The sequence below is a fragment of the Sphingorhabdus sp. SMR4y genome, assembly GCF_002218195.1.
Lineage (GTDB): Bacteria > Pseudomonadota > Alphaproteobacteria > Sphingomonadales > Sphingomonadaceae > Parasphingorhabdus.
This window is the reverse complement of the sequence record NZ_CP022336.1, coordinates 1,269,391-1,284,473: the sequence shown is the minus strand read 5'-3', so window position 1 is coordinate 1,284,473 and position 15,083 is coordinate 1,269,391. Positions and strand designations below refer to the sequence as shown.

General features: G+C 59.3%; 18 protein-coding genes. 11 read left to right on the top strand and 7 right to left on the bottom strand.

Features of this window, described 5'->3' with window-relative positions:
- Positions 1-2: 2 nt before the first annotated feature.
- Positions 3-1,526: an amidophosphoribosyltransferase gene (purF, locus tag SPHFLASMR4Y_RS06065; protein WP_089132759.1), complete on the bottom strand. Its 1,524-nt coding sequence runs from the start codon at positions 1,524-1,526 to the stop codon at positions 3-5.
- 177 nt (positions 1,527-1,703) lie between these two features.
- Between purF and hisI the strand changes: the two genes are divergently transcribed.
- The 4 genes from hisI to SPHFLASMR4Y_RS06045 are packed head-to-tail and all read left to right on the top strand — an operon-like array spanning position 1,704 to position 4,929.
- On the top strand, positions 1,704-2,075 hold the full coding sequence (gene hisI / locus SPHFLASMR4Y_RS06060; RefSeq protein WP_089132758.1) for a phosphoribosyl-AMP cyclohydrolase: 372 nt from the start codon (positions 1,704-1,706) through the stop codon (positions 2,073-2,075).
- Positions 2,076-2,080: 5 nt separating this feature from the next.
- Positions 2,081-2,596, top strand: a complete 516-nt coding sequence (locus tag SPHFLASMR4Y_RS06055; RefSeq protein WP_089132757.1) for a hypothetical protein — start codon at positions 2,081-2,083, stop codon at positions 2,594-2,596.
- A gap of 37 nt (positions 2,597-2,633) precedes the next feature.
- Complete coding sequence (locus SPHFLASMR4Y_RS06050) at positions 2,634-3,071, top strand: MerR family transcriptional regulator (RefSeq protein ID WP_089132756.1); 438 nt, start codon at positions 2,634-2,636, stop codon at positions 3,069-3,071.
- Between the two features lie 55 nt (positions 3,072-3,126).
- The gene (locus SPHFLASMR4Y_RS06045; RefSeq protein WP_089132755.1) at positions 3,127-4,929 is read left to right on the top strand and encodes an acyl-CoA dehydrogenase C-terminal domain-containing protein; all 1,803 of its coding nucleotides are present in this window, start codon (positions 3,127-3,129) and stop codon (positions 4,927-4,929) included.
- Between the two features lie 9 nt (positions 4,930-4,938).
- Here the strand turns inward: SPHFLASMR4Y_RS06045 and SPHFLASMR4Y_RS06040 are convergent, their stop codons facing one another.
- Positions 4,939-5,727, bottom strand: coding sequence for an aspartyl/asparaginyl beta-hydroxylase domain-containing protein (locus tag SPHFLASMR4Y_RS06040; protein ID WP_089132754.1), 789 nt, complete (start codon positions 5,725-5,727; stop codon positions 4,939-4,941).
- A 273-nt stretch (positions 5,728-6,000) separates the two neighbouring features.
- Here SPHFLASMR4Y_RS06040 and SPHFLASMR4Y_RS06035 point away from each other — a divergent pair, with 273 nt between their 5' ends.
- Positions 6,001-6,273: a hypothetical protein gene (locus tag SPHFLASMR4Y_RS06035; RefSeq protein WP_089132753.1), complete on the top strand. Its 273-nt coding sequence runs from the start codon at positions 6,001-6,003 to the stop codon at positions 6,271-6,273.
- Between the two features lie 33 nt (positions 6,274-6,306).
- On the opposite strand, the gene SPHFLASMR4Y_RS06030 is transcribed toward SPHFLASMR4Y_RS06035, so the two are convergent.
- Genes SPHFLASMR4Y_RS06030 through SPHFLASMR4Y_RS06020 form a run of 3 tightly spaced genes read right to left on the bottom strand, consistent with a single transcriptional unit; the run spans position 6,307 to position 9,305 of the window.
- Positions 6,307-7,047, bottom strand: coding sequence for a dienelactone hydrolase family protein (locus SPHFLASMR4Y_RS06030; RefSeq protein WP_089132752.1), 741 nt, complete (start codon positions 7,045-7,047; stop codon positions 6,307-6,309).
- Positions 7,044-7,964 carry a cysteine synthase A gene (gene cysK / locus SPHFLASMR4Y_RS06025; protein WP_089132751.1) on the bottom strand — a complete coding sequence of 307 codons (921 nt, stop codon included), beginning with the start codon at positions 7,962-7,964 and terminating at the stop codon, positions 7,044-7,046. Before cysK ends, SPHFLASMR4Y_RS06030 begins: the two co-directional genes overlap by 4 nt.
- A 24-nt stretch (positions 7,965-7,988) precedes the next feature.
- Positions 7,989-9,305 carry an MFS transporter gene (locus tag SPHFLASMR4Y_RS06020; protein WP_089132750.1) on the bottom strand — a complete coding sequence of 439 codons (1,317 nt, stop codon included), beginning with the start codon at positions 9,303-9,305 and terminating at the stop codon, positions 7,989-7,991.
- Positions 9,306-9,460: 155 nt separating this feature from the next.
- Between SPHFLASMR4Y_RS06020 and SPHFLASMR4Y_RS06015 the strand changes: the two genes are divergently transcribed.
- The 5 genes from SPHFLASMR4Y_RS06015 to SPHFLASMR4Y_RS06000 all read left to right on the top strand — a co-directional run bounded on the left by SPHFLASMR4Y_RS06015 (position 9,461) and on the right by SPHFLASMR4Y_RS06000 (position 11,651).
- A complete protein-coding gene (locus SPHFLASMR4Y_RS06015; protein ID WP_260807092.1) occupies positions 9,461-10,153 on the top strand; it encodes a L,D-transpeptidase family protein in 693 nt (230 codons plus the stop codon).
- Positions 10,154-10,430: 277 nt separating this feature from the next.
- The gene (locus SPHFLASMR4Y_RS17040; protein ID WP_186266055.1) at positions 10,431-10,571 is read left to right on the top strand and encodes a hypothetical protein; all 141 of its coding nucleotides are present in this window, start codon (positions 10,431-10,433) and stop codon (positions 10,569-10,571) included.
- A gap of 22 nt (positions 10,572-10,593) precedes the next feature.
- A complete protein-coding gene (locus tag SPHFLASMR4Y_RS06010; RefSeq protein ID WP_089132749.1) occupies positions 10,594-10,836 on the top strand; it encodes a hypothetical protein in 243 nt (80 codons plus the stop codon).
- Between the two features lie 225 nt (positions 10,837-11,061).
- Positions 11,062-11,364: a type II toxin-antitoxin system RelE/ParE family toxin gene (locus SPHFLASMR4Y_RS06005; RefSeq protein ID WP_089132748.1), complete on the top strand. Its 303-nt coding sequence runs from the start codon at positions 11,062-11,064 to the stop codon at positions 11,362-11,364.
- Positions 11,364-11,651: an addiction module antidote protein gene (locus SPHFLASMR4Y_RS06000; protein WP_089132747.1), complete on the top strand. Its 288-nt coding sequence runs from the start codon at positions 11,364-11,366 to the stop codon at positions 11,649-11,651. Before SPHFLASMR4Y_RS06005 ends, SPHFLASMR4Y_RS06000 begins: the two co-directional genes overlap by 1 nt.
- A 253-nt stretch (positions 11,652-11,904) precedes the next feature.
- Here the strand turns inward: SPHFLASMR4Y_RS06000 and SPHFLASMR4Y_RS05995 are convergent, their stop codons facing one another.
- Positions 11,905-14,223, bottom strand: a complete 2,319-nt coding sequence (locus SPHFLASMR4Y_RS05995; protein ID WP_089132746.1) for an ATP-dependent helicase — start codon at positions 14,221-14,223, stop codon at positions 11,905-11,907.
- A 120-nt stretch (positions 14,224-14,343) separates the two neighbouring features.
- Between SPHFLASMR4Y_RS05995 and SPHFLASMR4Y_RS17325 the strand changes: the two genes are divergently transcribed.
- Positions 14,344-14,469 carry a hypothetical protein gene (locus tag SPHFLASMR4Y_RS17325; protein WP_260807091.1) on the top strand — a complete coding sequence of 42 codons (126 nt, stop codon included), beginning with the start codon at positions 14,344-14,346 and terminating at the stop codon, positions 14,467-14,469.
- 17 nt (positions 14,470-14,486) lie between these two features.
- Here the strand turns inward: SPHFLASMR4Y_RS17325 and rsmD are convergent, their stop codons facing one another.
- The gene (gene rsmD, locus SPHFLASMR4Y_RS05990) at positions 14,487-15,023 is read right to left on the bottom strand and encodes a 16S rRNA (guanine(966)-N(2))-methyltransferase RsmD (RefSeq protein WP_089132745.1); all 537 of its coding nucleotides are present in this window, start codon (positions 15,021-15,023) and stop codon (positions 14,487-14,489) included.
- Positions 15,024-15,083 lie beyond the last annotated feature (60 nt).

Below are 15,083 nucleotides of genomic sequence, written 5' to 3'. Positions count from 1 at the left end.
GGTCAGTTCGCGGATTGCTTGAGGCGAGGCATGTCGCCGGACGGTTCATGTTCCCGGGCGGTGCCGGACGAGTCGGAACGCTCGTTGAGCATGCTGAGCTGATCCGGTTCCTCTTCGCCATCGCGGTCGGTGAGGACGGTCGGATAGGCGCCAGTGAAACAGGCGTCGCAATATTGCGGCTGGAGATCGTGGCGCGTATCTTCGCCGGCTGCCCGGTACAGGCCGTCGATGGACACGAAGGCCAGGCTGTCGGCCTGGATGAATTCGCGCATTTCCTCGATTGATTTGCGGGCGGCGAGCAGCTTTTCCCGTTTCGGCGTGTTCACGCCGTAGAAGCAGCTGTGCATGGTCGGCGGGCTGGCAATCCGCATGTGGACTTCCGAAGCGCCGGCTTCGCGCATCATCTGGACTATCTTCAGGCTGGTGGTGCCGCGCACGATCGAGTCGTCGACCAGCACGATTTTCTTGCCGTTGACCAGCGGCCGGTTGGCGTTGTGCTTGAGTTTGACGCCGAGATGCCGGACACCGTCGCCCGGCTGGATGAACGTGCGACCGACATAATGCGAGCGGATGATGCCCAGTTCAAAAGGTATGCCCGATTCCTCTGAAAAGCCGAGCGCCGCCGGGGTGCCGCTGTCGGGTACCGGAATGACATAATCGGCGGTGACCGGGCTTTCGATGGCGAGCTGCGCACCGATGCCCTTGCGTACGCTGTAAACCGAGTTGCCGTCGACAATCGAATCAGGGCGAGAGAAATAGACATGTTCAAAGATGCAGGGGCGGGCCGGTGCATTGTTGAACGGACGGTGCGAACGCAATTCGCCGTTGGTGATGACGATCAGTTCGCCGGGTTCGACACTGCGGACATATTCCGCGCCAACCAGATCGAGGGCTACGGTTTCCGAGGCAAAGACATAGGCCTCGCCAATCCGGCCCATGACCAGCGGGCGGATGCCCAGCGGATCGCGGCAGGCAATCATGCCCTCTGCGGTCATGCAGATCAGCGAATAGGCGCCCTCGACCTGTTTCAGGGCATCGATGAACTTGTCGAGCAGGGTGCGATATTTCGAAGTCGCGACGAGATGGATGATCACTTCGGTATCGCTGGTCGACTGGAAAATCGAACCATGGCGGACCAGCTCGTCGCGCAATGCCAGGGCATTGGAAATATTGCCGTTATGGGCGATAGCAAAGCCGCCGGACGCGAGATCGGCCTCGAGCGGCTGCACGTTGCGCAAGGTGCCGGCACCGGTGGTCGAATAGCGGACATGGCCGCAGGCCGAATCGCCTTGCAGACGGTTGATCACTTCTTCGCTGTCGAAATTGCCGGCCACCGGACCAAGTGCGCGGTGGCTGTAGAATTCCTTGCCGTTGCGGCAGGTGATGCCGGCGGCTTCCTGACCGCGGTGCTGAAGAGCGTGCAGACCGAGAGCAACCATGGCGGCTGCATCGTCAATGCCGGCGACTCCGAAGACGCCACACTCTTCCCGCAGCTTGTCATCTTCAAACGGGTGGGTTGTCAGCATATCTCACCTGGCATGTAATTGGTCGGGCGCGGGATGCCTGCCATATAGGTTTGAAAGGCGGCTTTGTCTGCCCCCAATGTCATAAAATCATAATATTGCGCGATCGGACGGGGCGAGGCTGTGGCAATTGCGCCATTAGCCGTTGCACGCGACCGGATCGGGTCTTAATCCACTGGCATGAGCAAGATAGAAAATGACCCGGAGACCGGCAGCCGGCTGCAACCGAAATATGATTCGAACGGCCTGATCACGGCGGTTGTCACCGATGATTCGTCCGGCGAGCTGCTGATGCTCGCCCATATGAATGCCGAGGCCCTGCGCCTGACCCAGGATAGCGGAATCGCGCATTTCTATTCGCGCAGCCGCCAGAGCCTGTGGAAGAAGGGCGAGACATCGGGCAATATATTGACGGTTAGGGAAATGCGCATCGATTGTGACCAGGACGCGCTGTGGATCAAGGCTGTGCCTGCCGGTCCGGCTTGTCATACCGGCCAGCGAAGCTGTTTTTACCGAAAGATTGTCGATGGCAAGCTGGAGCCTGTCGCTTGAGTCGCATGGCTGCATTAGCGGTGTTGATATGGCTGGCGGGCTGCGGACAGCAGCAGCCGGAGGCCGAGGAAAATGTCGCACAGCTGCCGCCGCTCGAACAGGCGGCGATTGATGCCGGCGTCATCCCCGATATCCGCAACGTCACGCTCTCCGGCGCTTTTGAACGGCGCAGCGATCTGGGCACGGACCGGTTCTGCGCGGTCGGCAATGACGAGAATGGCTATCAGATAGGGATGATCGCGGTGTTCGGACCGGAGACCAAATGCGAAGGGCTGGGTGAGGCCGAGCGCGATGGTGAAACGGTCCGCATCACCCTGAACAGCGAAGAAAGCTGCAGTTTTTCGGCGCGGTTTGACGGAGTCGAGCTGGAATTGCCGGGCAGTCTGCCGGAAGCCTGTTCAAGCTATTGCAGCCCGCGCGCCGGTTTTGAGGGCGTCAGTTTTTATATCGTCGGCGAGGGCGATGCGGTTGCCCGGTCGACCAGCGGCCGTGATTTCGAGAATCTGTGCCCCGGCGGCTAACATTGACGTTTACGTTAGCGTAAGCTATACGGTGGCCATGTCACAACAACCAAGCCATGCCGAAATTGACACGCCCGATCTGCAGAATCGGGAAACTTACACGATATCCGACCTCTCGGACGAATTTGGCGTAACCGCCCGTGCCTTGCGATTCTACGAAGACGAGGGGCTCATTGCTCCGCACCGCAAGGGCATGTCGCGTATTTATACCAAGCGCGACCGGGCGCGCCTTGCATGGATCATGCGGGCAAAAAATGTCGGTTTCAGTCTGACCGAGATCCGCGACATGATCGATCTGTACGATCTGGGCGATGGCCGGAAGACGCAGATGCAGGTTACCGTCGCAAAATGTCAGGAAAAGGTCGACACGCTGAAGAAGCAGCGGGCCGACATTGACAGTTCGATCAAGGAACTGACCGGTTTCATCAAGACGGTGAAGGAAGCCATGGCGGAAGCCGAAGCGCAAAATCAGTAGAAGACAGATGCCGGAAAGGTCCGGCGCCCCCAATTTGATTAGAAAGTAGAATATCATGCCCAGTTATACCGCACCCGTTGGCGAAGTCCGTTTCATTCTGAACGAGGTTCTTGGCCTTGAACACTATTCCAGCCTCCCGGGTTTTGAAAATGCGACCCCGGAAATGGTCGATGCGATTCTGACCGAAGCAGGACGATTTTCTGCCGAAGTCCTGCATCCGCTGAACCAGTCGGGTGACGAGGAAGGCTGTACCCGTCATGAAGACGGATCGGTCACCACGCCCAAGGGGTTCAAGGAAGCCTATCGGCAGCTGACCGATGGCGGCTGGACGACCTTGTCGGCACCGGAAGAATTCGGTGGCCAGGGTCTCCCGCGCGTGGTCGGCAATGCAGTCATGGAATTCATGATCTCGGCCAACCAGGCGCTGGAAATGTATTCCGGCCTGACCCAGGGCGCAATTGCCTCGATCCTTACCGAGGGCAGCGAAGAGCAGAAGCAGACTTATGCGACCCAGATGATCTCCGGAAAATGGACCGGCACGATGAACCTGACCGAAGCGCATTGCGGCACCGATCTGGGCCTGATCCGGACCAAGGCGGAGCCCATGCCGGGTGGCACTTACGCGATCACCGGTCAGAAGATTTTTATCTCTGCCGGCGAACATGACATGGCGGAGAATATCATCCACCTCGTGCTGGCCAAGACGCCGGGCGCGCCCGACAGTTCCAAGGGCATTTCGCTGTTCATCGTCCCGAAATTCCTGGTCAACGAAGACGGCTCGCTGGGCGAGCGCAACAAATTGATCTGCGGTTCGATCGAGGAAAAAATGGGCATTCATGGCAATGCCACGTGCGTGATGAACTATGACGGCGCCACCGGCTATATGGTCGGCGAAGAGAATAAGGGCCTGCGCGCGATGTTCATCATGATGAACGCGGCGCGGCTAGGCGTTGGCCTGCAAGGGCTGGCGCAGGGCGAAATCGCCTATCAGAATGCCGTGATCTATGCCGGGGACCGGCGTCAGGGCCGGGCGTTGACCGGAGCACAGGATCCGGAAGAAAAGGCCGATACGCTGTTCGTCCATCCCGACGTGCGCCGGATGCTGATGGACGGCAAGGCGTTTACCGAGTCGATGCGGGCGCTGGTGCTATGGGGCGCGTTGCAGGTCGATCTGGCCGACAAGGCGGAAACCGAGGAGGACCGCCAGATGGCAGACGATCTGGTCAGTCTGCTGACCCCGGTAATCAAGGGCTATGGCACCGACAAGGGCTACCAGGTCGCGACCGACTCGCAGCAGGTTTATGGCGGTCACGGCTATATCCAGGAATGGGGCATGGAGCAGTTTGTGCGCGATGCGCGGATTGCCATGATCTATGAAGGCACCAACGGTATCCAGGCAATGGATCTGGTCGGACGCAAGCTTGGCCAGAATGGTGGCCGGGCGGTGCAGGCCTTTTTCAAGGTGATTGCCGACGAGATTGCCGAAGCCAAGGGCCACGAGAAACTGTCCGCATTTGCCGAAGCGCTGGAAAAGGCCAATGGCGAACTGCAGAAAGCCACCATGTGGTTCATGCAGCACGGCATGGCCAATCCGAACAACGCCGGTGCCGGTGCCTATCATTATATGCACATCATGGGCATCGTCTCGCTCGGACTGATGTGGCTGCGGATGAGCAAGGCGGCACAGGCGGCTCTCGACGCGGGCACCGACAATCCGAAATATTACGAAGCCAAGCTGGTGACTGCACAATATTTTGCCGAGCGCTTTTTGCCCGATGCGGGATCGTTGCGCCGCAAGATCGAAGGCGGTGCCGACGCGGTCATGGCGCTCGAACCGGAAATGTTCGCAGTTGCCTGAGCGTCCTCGTCAGGCGGCTTCGTTCTGTTCCGCCTGCCGATAGGCCTGTTCCCACATGCCAAGGTTTCGCCGGGCATCCTGTACAAAGGGTGACCGGCGAATGCCCCACAGAGCCAGATCATTGGCCAGCCGTCCGAGCAGGCGCATCGGGCGTTTCACCTGCACCAGCAGGATGACCCGGCGCTGGTCGGTTTCATTGTGCACCTCGTGAAAATAGCTGTCGTCGAAGATCAGCCATTTGCCAGCCTGCCAGTGCAGATCGATATCCTCCACCTGCATCGTGCATTTTTCCGCTCTGTCGGGGATGATCAGCCCGAGGTGACAGGTGACCAGGCCGCGCGTCACGCCGCGGTGGCGGGGAATTGTCGCGCCGGGCTCGAGAATCGAGAAAAAGGCCGAGTTGAGATCGGGGATCTCGCGCACCAGCTCTGCCGTTACCGGTGCGCGAGCGCAATTTTCCAACACTTCATAGCCATAGCCGACCAGAAAGAAAGAGCGCCAGTTGCCATCGCCGGCGATCCGCGCATGATCGGGTGAAATTTCCTTGAGTGGCGGAACGGCATCGCGGTGCCGCAGGATCGCGGCAGCCTCGTCCGCGATGGTCTGCCATTTTTCGGTCAGTTCGCCGGTCCATGGAAAGGCGCTGGCCGGAAGTACCGGTTCGGTCGGGATTTTCGATTGCTCCTGCGAGATCCGGTTCATCGTGCCGCGCAGCCGCTTGCCGATCTTGATGATAAGCGGGCGATTGGTCTGGCTTGTCTGGCTGGCGGTGGCGGGGCGCTGGTCTTGACTGGGCATGGCTAGCAATCTTTCCGTTGAAAAATTTCCGGACCCCTGCTTTCCGATTATAGAGCAGAATGTGACGGTAATTCGACAAACTGTTGCCGAAATTCTGTCAAAAGCGGAATCGCTCCGGTCCCGCGACAAGCGGTTCTTTTCTGTAGATAAGCTCCTTAATTCAGCTATTTAGCTTTCATTTCAACCATATTATCGAAGGTTTCTCGACGCGATGGTCCCATTCCGTCAGACAGATGGGTGACAGGGGAATGATTTGCTTAAGGAGTATATGCAATGCATTCCAACACCAGCCAGAAGCGCCTGCGCCAGATGACATCTGTTCTGATCGGTGCCAGCCTGGGCCTATCGGTTGCAGCCCATGCCGCCGAACCCGAGGCCACCGAAGAAGCGCCGTCCGAAATACCGGCGCCAACCCTTGACACGGATGGAGACGGAACGATGGATGCCTGGGATCGCAGTGGCGACGGGCAGCCCGATGCCTGGGACAGCGATGGCGATGGTCAGCCGGATTTGCTCGACAATGACGGAGACGGCGAACCGGACTAGATGAATATTACCCGATGACCCGAAACACCGGACCTAATATTGGTCCGGTGTTTTTTTATTTTCGAACAGTTCGTCGAACATGCTGAGCATCGCGGCCTTGCTTTGCCGGTCGGCTGACGCGTTGTAGCGAACCGCATCCATGGATCGGGAATTGCTGCTGACGTCGGTAAATCCGTGGAGCACGCCGGTATAGACATGCATGTGGCAATCGGCGCCGGCGAGATCCATTTCCTCGAGAAATTCGCGAACCTGCTTCGGCGGAACCAGCGGGTCGGCGCGGCCGTGACAGACGAGGATGCGCGCCTTGATTGTACCGCGCTTGGCCGGCAGGGGAGTGGCCAGCAGCCCGTGAAAGCTGACTACAAGCGCGATATCCTCGCCGCCGCGTGCCATTTCGAGGACCGCTTCACCGCCCATGCAATAGCCGATCGCTGCGAGCCGGTTGTTGGCCAGCTTTGACCGCGTACGCAATTCCGCGAGCGCGCAGCGGAGCCGGTCGCGATAATATTCGGCATCGGCGCGCAACGCGTCTGCCAATTGACGGGCTTCGCGGATATTTTCGACATGGCCCTTGCCGTAAAGGTCACAGACCATTGCGCTATAGCCCAGCGAGGCGAGCCAACGGGCGCGATCATGCATCAGCTTGGTCGGTCCGGCGATGGTCGGAACGATCAATATGCCCGCGCGCGGATAACGGCTGGGTTGGGCCATATAGCCGGCCAATTCCACGTCACCATGGCGGTAGGTGAATTGCTGGACCTCGATCGAGCTCATTCTTCGGGCAAAAACTCTGGCACGGAGAGATAGCGCTCGCCGGTGTCATAGTTGAATCCGAGGACCTTGGCCCCGTCACCCAGTTCCGGCAGTTTCTGGGCAATGGCCGCCAGCGTTGCGCCGGAAGAAATGCCAACCAGCATGCCTTCTTCCTTGGCCGCTCTCAGCGCCATAGCCTTGGCCTTGGCCGGATCGACCTGAATCGCGCCATCAATGCTCTGTGTGTGCAGATTGCCGGGGATGAAGCCGGCGCCGATACCCTGGATCGGGTGCGGACCGGGCTGGCCACCGCTGATGACCGGGGATGAGGTCGGCTCAACGGCATAGACTTTCAAATGGCTCCAATGCTCTTTTAGCACTTCGGCGACGCCGGTGATATGACCGCCGGTGCCGACACCGGTAATGATCGCGTCGAGCGGATCATCCTTGAAATCGTTGAGAATTTCGATTGCGGTCGTGCGTTTGTGCACCTCGAAATTGGCCGGATTTTCAAATTGCTGCGGCATCCAGGCGCCGGGCGTCTGATCGACCAGTTCCTGCGCGCGCTCGATCGCGCCCTTCATGCCCTTTTCTTTCGGGCTGAGATCAAAGGTTGCGCCATAAGCCAGCATCAGGCGGCGGCGTTCGAGCGACATCGACTCGGGCATCACCAGCACCAGCGTATAGCCTTTCACTGCAGCGACCATCGCGAGGCCGACACCGGTATTGCCCGATGTCGGTTCGATGATCGTGCCGCCGGGCTTGAGCGCACCGGATTGCTCGGCTGCCTCGATCATCGCCAGACCGATCCGGTCCTTGATCGATCCGCCGGGATTGGAGCGCTCGGACTTGATCCAGACATTGGCGTCGCCGAACAGGCGCTGCATCCTGATGTGCGGCGTGTTTCCGATGGTTTCGAGAATATTATTGGCAATCATTATCCTGCGCTCCTGTGTGTCTTCTCATGGTTTCGCCGCGTCCCCCTGCAGGTCCTCCGGCGGATCAAAAGTCTTGGCAGCACCCAGTTGGGGGAACAGGCGCGACCAGAGTCCCGTCACCACTATAGCACCGGCACCGCCGGCGACAATGGCGGCAATGGGACCGACCAGCACGGCAAGACCGCCGGACAAGGCATCGCCGAGTTCGTTGGAGGCGCTGATCGTCATCTGGCTGACCGCGCCGACGCGGCCGCGCTTGGCATCCGGCGTGTGCAGCTGGATCAGCGAACTGCGGACATAGACGCCAAACATGTCGGCGGCACCGCAAATCCCGAGGCAGGCCATCGACAGGTAGAGATTGGTGCTGAGGCCGAAGCCGATGGTAGCGAGACCGAACACGGCCATGGCGACGAGCATGCTGTTGCCGACATTCCTGCTGAGCGGGGCAAAGGAGAAGATCAACGCGACGATCACTGCTCCGACGGCCGGGGAAGCGGCGAGGAGCGACAGGCCGATTTCGCCGGCATCCAGTATGTCCTTGGCAAAGACCGGGATCATAGCGGTCGCGCCGGCGAGAAACATGACCAGCAGATCCAGCGTGATCGCGCCGAGCACCAGCTTGTTGGTCCAGACATAGGCCATGCCGTCACCGACCTGTTGCAGCGGGCCTCTGGTCTTGTCCGCTTCCGGACGCGGCACCGGCCCGATCAGGAACATCGCCAGTGTCGCCAGTCCGTAAAGCCCGGCACAGACGAAATAGGGCAGGGCGGCGTCAACCTTGTAGAGCGGTCCGGCCATACCCGGTCCGGCGATGACGCCGACCTGCCAGGCGATAGTCGAGAGCGCTATCGCGCGGGGAATAGAGGCTTTCGGAACCAGATTGGGGGCCAGCGAGGTGATCGCGGGGCCGAGAAAGGCGCGGCAGACGCCAAGCAGCACCGCAATGATATAGATGCTCCACAAGGTGATGCTGCCGGTTGCGGTCAGCAGCGCCAGTGCCAGCGCGATCAGCGCCTGGCTCGCGAGCACGATACGGGCGATCCAGCGGCGGTCCGTATGATCGGCGACCCAGCCGACCAGCGGCGTCAGGATGAAGAGCGGAACGAACTGCAGCAGGCCGAGCAGGCCCAATATCCCTGCAGAAGCGCTGACTCCCATGCTTTCTCGCGCCAGATTATAGGCCTGCCAGCCGAGGATCAGCATCATCGCATAAAGCGCGAACATCGATGCCAGTCGCGAGAACCAGAGGTAGCGATAATTGGCGATTGTGAAGGGATGCGGGGCGGAAGTGATCACCGAACAGCTGCTAGCGATTGCCGCAGGGCGCTGCAATCGTTTCATGAACGGAAGCCGGAATTTTAGCCCTACGCCATCCGGCGGTTAACGATGCCGCTTAAGATATTCGCATTCATCGTTCCGCTGCGGGACAGCGGAAAAATCGGCCATTTCCTGCTGCGAATCCATGGTAAACAATATCCTAACTGATGGAGTGAGCGATGGTCGAAAAAATAGCCTATCGGGTGAGCGCAACGGTTTTGCTGCTGACGGCACTGGCTATGCTCGCACTGTTGCTGATGGGGCTGACCCGGGCCGGGCCCGAATCCCCGCCGGTACGAGCACAGACGACAGCCAGCGAGAACGGGGTGCCAGAATCAGCTGTGCAAAACGCCGCTCCGCTTGAACCAGAGGTGGCAGAGCCGGCCGCCGTGACTGAAAAGCTGCCCCTGAGCGACAAATTCGTGATCAAGCGCATTCTCCAGATCGACGAGCCGTTCGTTCACGGTTATTATAAATGGGACGATGAAGGCGTGCCGGATGGCGAACTGGTCATCACCGTCGATCTCGAGGCCGAGAGCATTTCCGTATTTCGCGCCGGCTATGAAATCGGCGCTGCGGTGATCAGTTTTGGCGATTCCCGGAAACCGACTCCGACCGGAGTCTTTCCGATCAGCCAGAAGAGCAAGGATCATGTCTCCAACATCTATGGCTTGCCGATGCCCTATATGATGCGCCTGACCAATGATGGCATTGCTATCCATGCATCGGATGTCAAATGGGGCTGGGGCACACGCGGCTGCATCGGCGTGCCGATGGAATTCGCGCGGCGCCTGTTCGAACAGGCCAGGCTGGGCGACCGTGTGATAGTCACCAACGGCAAGATGATGAATCTGGGCGACGCGATACTTTAACGGTCGCCCGGCAGGGCTGACCGAGACCTTCTGCTTGCGTGCGCCTTACAATCGCCGTCATCGCATCCTATATGAAAGATACGCCGCTGTGATCGCATCAATGCGACCCGCGTCGGCATTGCCTCTTCACGATCGGAAATGGCTCTGATCGGCTTTCCTGAGGCAGGACAATTTTGCCGCCTGTTAGTTTGACGTCATTCGCCGTCCCAATTCGTCGCCCGTTCCGCGGCGCAGCCGATGGCTGCGGCCGGCACCCCCCCCTCCGAAAGGAAATATCATGGCCAAGTCACAGAAGAAATCCAACAAGGAAATACGCAAGCCGAAAGCGGCCAAGGTCAAGAATAACGCCTCCAATCCTTCGGCCAAGCCGGGCATTGTTGCAGGGCTTGAAAATATGAAAAGCAATCGCGGCAAATGAGCGGACAGAAAGAGCGACAATCATGCGTGTAAAGGCATCGACCTGCCGGGAGCAGGAAGCGCATCACCTGGGCCTTGCGGTCAACGACCCGCTGGAAAGCCGCCGCAAGGTCGCTGCTGCTGCGGCAAAGGCATGGGGTCTCGAAGCGATTCAGGCGGAAAAACGCGAGTCGGGCCATATCAGCCCGCGCGACAGGCTGGACGCGGAAATCACCCTGGAATTTGCCGGGGAAAGCGATGATGACGCGTCCAGAGGCGAGGTCTGATATGGAGCTGCGTCTGATCATAGCTTATAGTCTGATCGTGCTGCTGGTCGGCGGTCTGGGTGCGATAATTTTCGCGGTTCGCAGGAAAAAAATAAGGAAACGCGGGGGATATTGAGAGATGATATTCCGGTCCCCGGAGATCAAGCGCATGTTCGGGGATTGACAGTTGCGGTCATTTTGTGCACTATAGTAGACAGATGATACCTAATCATTGATATTGCGCCAATGGTTGAGATTGTCCGCAGTCAGACATTCGTCCACTGGTTGAAACGGCTCAAGGACCGAAGAGCGATCGCGAAAATTGTCCAGCGCATCGACCGTCTGTCACTGGGCAATTTCGGGGACGTGAAGTCGGTTGGTGGTGGTGTGAGTGAATTGCGGGTTGACCATGGTCCGGGATATCGGCTCTATTTTGCGCGGCGGCAGAATGGGGAAATTGTCATACTGCTCTGCGGCGGGACGAAGAAACGGCAAAATGCCGATATCGCCGGCGCGCAGGAGATGGCGAGAAATAATGAGATTTATTGATGGCTGAACAGTTGGACCTTAAGCCGTGGGATGCAACGGAATTCCTCGATAGTGAGGAAATGATCTCGGAATATCTCGCCGTGGCGTTCGAGGAAGGCGATGCGGAAGAAATACGGATTGCCCTCAACAATGTCGCCCGCGCACGCGGCATGAGTGATCTGCAAAAAGAGACCGGCCTGTCGCGTTCGGCGCTCTACAAGGCGCTGGGCGAGGGCGGCAATCCGACGCTCGATACGCTGCTGGCGATAGTGAAGGCGCTGGGGGTGAAGATGTCGGTGGTGGGGTGAGGGCTCAAGCCCCTTCTCTTTGGAGGAGGGGTTGGGGTGGTGGCGCGGGGGAGCCGAGCTAGTGCAAGGAAGCCACTCACCGGCATCGAGCCGGTTCGCGGCTATCCCACCCCTTGATCCCCTCCTTTAAAAGGGAAGGGTTAGTGGACGTGTCCGTTAGTGGTGAGCTTGTCGAACCACGCCTTGCGGCGAGAGCTGTCGTTGAGCTGCGCTCGCCCTTCGGGTCGACAGGCTCAGGACGAACGGCAGGGGGCTAGGCCACCTCGACAAAACTATCCAAAACCCTCTTGTCACCGCTCTTTTCGAACGCGATTTCCAGCTTGTTGCCTTCCTTTACCTTCACTTCGCCATAGCCGAACTTGGTGTGGAACACGCGCATGCCGACTTTTACGTCGTCGCGGCCCTTGTTGCCGAGGGAGACGGCGCTGCGGCGGGCTTCCTTGATGACGCGGGGTTTCTTGTCGAAGCCGGACGAGGCGGCGCGTTGCCAGCCGGGCCCGCGTTTGCCGGCGCGGGTGGCATTGGTCGCAGCGAGATGGGCGAAGGGATCGCTGTTTTCGCTCCAGTTGGCGCGCCACAGGCTTTCGCCGCCGCTCATGCTGCTTTCATGCTCGACATGGTCTTCTGGCAGTTCGTCTATGAAGCGCGAGGGGATGGAACTGGTCCATTGGCCGTAGATCCGCCGGTTGGCAGCATGGAATATGGTGCATTTCTGCTTGGCGCGGGTGATTGCGACATAGGCGAGGCGGCGTTCTTCCTCGAGGCTGGCATTGCCGCCCTCGTCGATGCTGCGCTGTGAAGGGAAGACGCCTTCCTCCCAGCCGGCACAGAAAACATGGTCGTATTCCAGACCCTTGGCGCCGTGCATGGTCATGATCGTGACCTTGGGCTCGTCGTCGCGGGCATCATTGTCCATCACGAGGCTGACATGTTCCAGAAAATCGCCGAGCGTCTCATATTCTTCCATCGCGCGGGCGAGTTCGGTCAGGTTTTCCAGACGGCCGGCGGCCTCGGTCGAACGGTCGGCCTGCAGCATCGTTGTATAGCCGCACTCGTCGAGCACGATCCGGGTTAGCTCGGCATGGTCGGTATTGGCGGCCATCTCCCGCCAGCGGCCGAAATTGCGCATCAGCTCGAGCAAGGTGTTGCGCGCGCGCGGCGGCAGCTCGTCGGTATCGCAGATATTCAGCGCCGCAGCGGCCAGCGGAATGCCCTGCGCGCGGGCGAGCCGGTGGACTTTCTCGACCGTCTTGTCGCCCAGGCCGCGCTTCGGCGTATTGACGATTCGTTCGAACGCGAGATCGTCGGCGGGCTGGGTGATCACGCGAAGATAGGCCAGGGCATCGCGGATTTCGGCGCGTTCGTAGAAGCGGAAACCGCCGATGATCTTGTAGGGCATGCCGATCGAGATGAAGCGGTCTTCAAATTCGCGGGTCTGGAACTGGGCGCGAACCAGGATCGCGATATCGTTCAGCGACACCTGTTTGATCTGCTGTAGCGCTTCGATCTCGTCGCCGGTGCGCCGGGCCTCTTCCGGACCGTCCCAGACGCCGATCACCTGCACTTTGTCGCCTTCGGTTTCCTCGGTCCACAAAGTCTTGCCGAGGCGGCCGCTATTATGGTTGATCAGCCCGGATGCGGCGGCCAATATATGCGGCGTCGAGCGGTAATTCTGCTCCAGCTTGACTACTTTGGCTTCCGGAAAATCCTTTTCGAACTTCAGGATATTGGCCACTTCGGCGCCGCGCCATGAATAGATCGACTGGTCGTCATCACCGACGCAGCAGATATTCTTGTGGCTCTGCGCGAGCAACCGCAGCCAGAGATATTGCGAGCTGTTGGTGTCCTGATATTCGTCGACCAATATATATTTGAACTGCTTCTGGTAGCGTTCGAGAATCTCGCGGTGATTCTTGAGCAGGTTCAGCGAGTGCAGCAGCAGATCGCCGAAATCGCAGGCGTTCAGCGCCTTCAGCCGCGCCTGATAGAGCGCGTAGAAATGCTGGCCCTTGCCATTGTCGTAGCGCTCTGCCTCATTGGCATCGAGATCCTGAGGATTTAGACCACGGTTCTTCCACTGGTCGATCAGACCGGCGAGCATCCGGGCGGGCCAGCGCTTGTCATCGACTTCCTCGGCCTGGATCAACTGCTTGAGCAGGCGAATCTGGTCATCAGTGTCGAGAATGGTGAAATTGCTCTGCAGTCCGACCATCTCGGCATGGCGGCGCAGCATTTTCGCGCCGATGCTGTGGAAGGTGCCGAGCCAGGGCATGCCTTCAAAGCTTTCGCCGACGATTGCCCCGATCCGCTCCTTCATTTCGCGGGCGGCCTTGTTGGTGAAGGTCACCGCGAGAATCTCGCTCGGCCAGGCCTTGCGGGAATAGACGATATGGGCGATTCGCCGCGTCAGGGCCGCGGTTTTACCCGTGCCGGCGCCGGCCAGCACCAGCACCGGACCCTCGCTGGTCAGCACGGCCTCGCGCTGCGGCGCATTCAGGCCACGGACATAGGGAGGATCATTCTCGCTCGGTATTTTGACAGTATCGGTCACGGGTGAACAGTTAGGGAACATCGGCGCGGGCGGCAAGGCCAATATCTATTTTGACATGACCGAAAGGGCAGGTTGTAATCTTTGTTGCGATGCACCATTTGTTCACCAAAGGCGGCTAACGGCACGCCCATGGAGCAGAAAATGAGCAAGAGACTATTTGGCAGCGCGGTAATCGCGACCCTGATGATGACCGGCATGAGCGTCTATTCGACACTTTACCAGCATGGCAGCGAAACCGCGTCTGTATTGACGATGATGGGCGGCTAGCCAAGTCTTTGTGCCAATTAGGCGGGGCGCAGGATGTGCAGCCGCGCCTTGCCACTGTCCCGTTCCACATCAAGATCAAAGCCTTTCACTTCCACCTTTTCGTGACGCGCCGTTTCGACGGCAATCCAGCTCGATGGAGCGAACCACCCGTGCCGGCCAAGCTTGTCCAGCGCCACCGCGCCGGCGCCCGTATCATAGGGCGGGTCCATCAGGATCAGATCATAGGCCTTGCGCGCTGCACCGAGGTGGAGGACCGAACCGATCCGGATATCGGCATCGGCGCCAAGCGTCTCGATATTCTTTTCCAGCGTCCGAACCGCTTCGGGATCCTGCTCGACGAAGGTGCAATGGGCGGCGCCGCGTGACAGTGCTTCCAGGCCCAGCGCGCCTGATCCGGAAAACAGATCGAGTATCTGCAAATCTTCAAAATCACCGAGCCGGCTGGTCAGCATCGAGAACAGCCGCTCGCGCGTGCGGTCGGCGGTCGGCCTGGTGGTGTCGCCTTTCGGCGCAACAATTTTCCGTCCGCGCCATTGGCCTGCGATTATGCGCATCTTAAACCGTTCGTCCTGAGCTTGTCGAAGGACCGTTCGCGCTGACACCATGTGCTTCGA

Bases quoted from the DNA above. Each gene is read 5' to 3' on its own strand.
- SPHFLASMR4Y_RS06050 (WP_089132756.1), top strand. From the start codon at position 2,634: ATGTCACAACAACCAAGCCATGCCGAAATTGACACGCCCGATCTGCAG.
- rsmD (WP_089132745.1), bottom strand. From the start codon at position 15,023: ATGCGCATAATCGCAGGCCAATGGCGCGGACGGAAAATTGTTGCGCCG.
- SPHFLASMR4Y_RS05995 (WP_089132746.1), bottom strand. From the start codon at position 14,223: ATGTTCCCTAACTGTTCACCCGTGACCGATACTGTCAAAATACCGAGC.
- SPHFLASMR4Y_RS06010 (WP_089132749.1), top strand. From the start codon at position 10,594: ATGCGTGTAAAGGCATCGACCTGCCGGGAGCAGGAAGCGCATCACCTG.
- SPHFLASMR4Y_RS17040 (WP_186266055.1), top strand. From the start codon at position 10,431: ATGGCCAAGTCACAGAAGAAATCCAACAAGGAAATACGCAAGCCGAAA.
- hisI (WP_089132758.1), top strand. From the start codon at position 1,704: ATGAGCAAGATAGAAAATGACCCGGAGACCGGCAGCCGGCTGCAACCG.
- SPHFLASMR4Y_RS06000 (WP_089132747.1), top strand. From the start codon at position 11,364: ATGGCTGAACAGTTGGACCTTAAGCCGTGGGATGCAACGGAATTCCTC.
- purF (WP_089132759.1), bottom strand. From the start codon at position 1,526: ATGCTGACAACCCACCCGTTTGAAGATGACAAGCTGCGGGAAGAGTGT.
- SPHFLASMR4Y_RS17325 (WP_260807091.1), top strand. From the start codon at position 14,344: ATGAGCAAGAGACTATTTGGCAGCGCGGTAATCGCGACCCTGATGATG.
- SPHFLASMR4Y_RS06015 (WP_260807092.1), top strand. From the start codon at position 9,461: ATGGTCGAAAAAATAGCCTATCGGGTGAGCGCAACGGTTTTGCTGCTG.
- SPHFLASMR4Y_RS06030 (WP_089132752.1), bottom strand. From the start codon at position 7,047: ATGAGCTCGATCGAGGTCCAGCAATTCACCTACCGCCATGGTGACGTG.
- SPHFLASMR4Y_RS06005 (WP_089132748.1), top strand. From the start codon at position 11,062: ATGGTTGAGATTGTCCGCAGTCAGACATTCGTCCACTGGTTGAAACGG.
- SPHFLASMR4Y_RS06035 (WP_089132753.1), top strand. From the start codon at position 6,001: ATGCATTCCAACACCAGCCAGAAGCGCCTGCGCCAGATGACATCTGTT.
- SPHFLASMR4Y_RS06020 (WP_089132750.1), bottom strand. From the start codon at position 9,305: ATGAAACGATTGCAGCGCCCTGCGGCAATCGCTAGCAGCTGTTCGGTG.
- SPHFLASMR4Y_RS06055 (WP_089132757.1), top strand. From the start codon at position 2,081: ATGGCTGCATTAGCGGTGTTGATATGGCTGGCGGGCTGCGGACAGCAG.
- SPHFLASMR4Y_RS06045 (WP_089132755.1), top strand. From the start codon at position 3,127: ATGCCCAGTTATACCGCACCCGTTGGCGAAGTCCGTTTCATTCTGAAC.
- cysK (WP_089132751.1), bottom strand. From the start codon at position 7,964: ATGATTGCCAATAATATTCTCGAAACCATCGGAAACACGCCGCACATC.
- SPHFLASMR4Y_RS06040 (WP_089132754.1), bottom strand. From the start codon at position 5,727: ATGCCCAGTCAAGACCAGCGCCCCGCCACCGCCAGCCAGACAAGCCAG.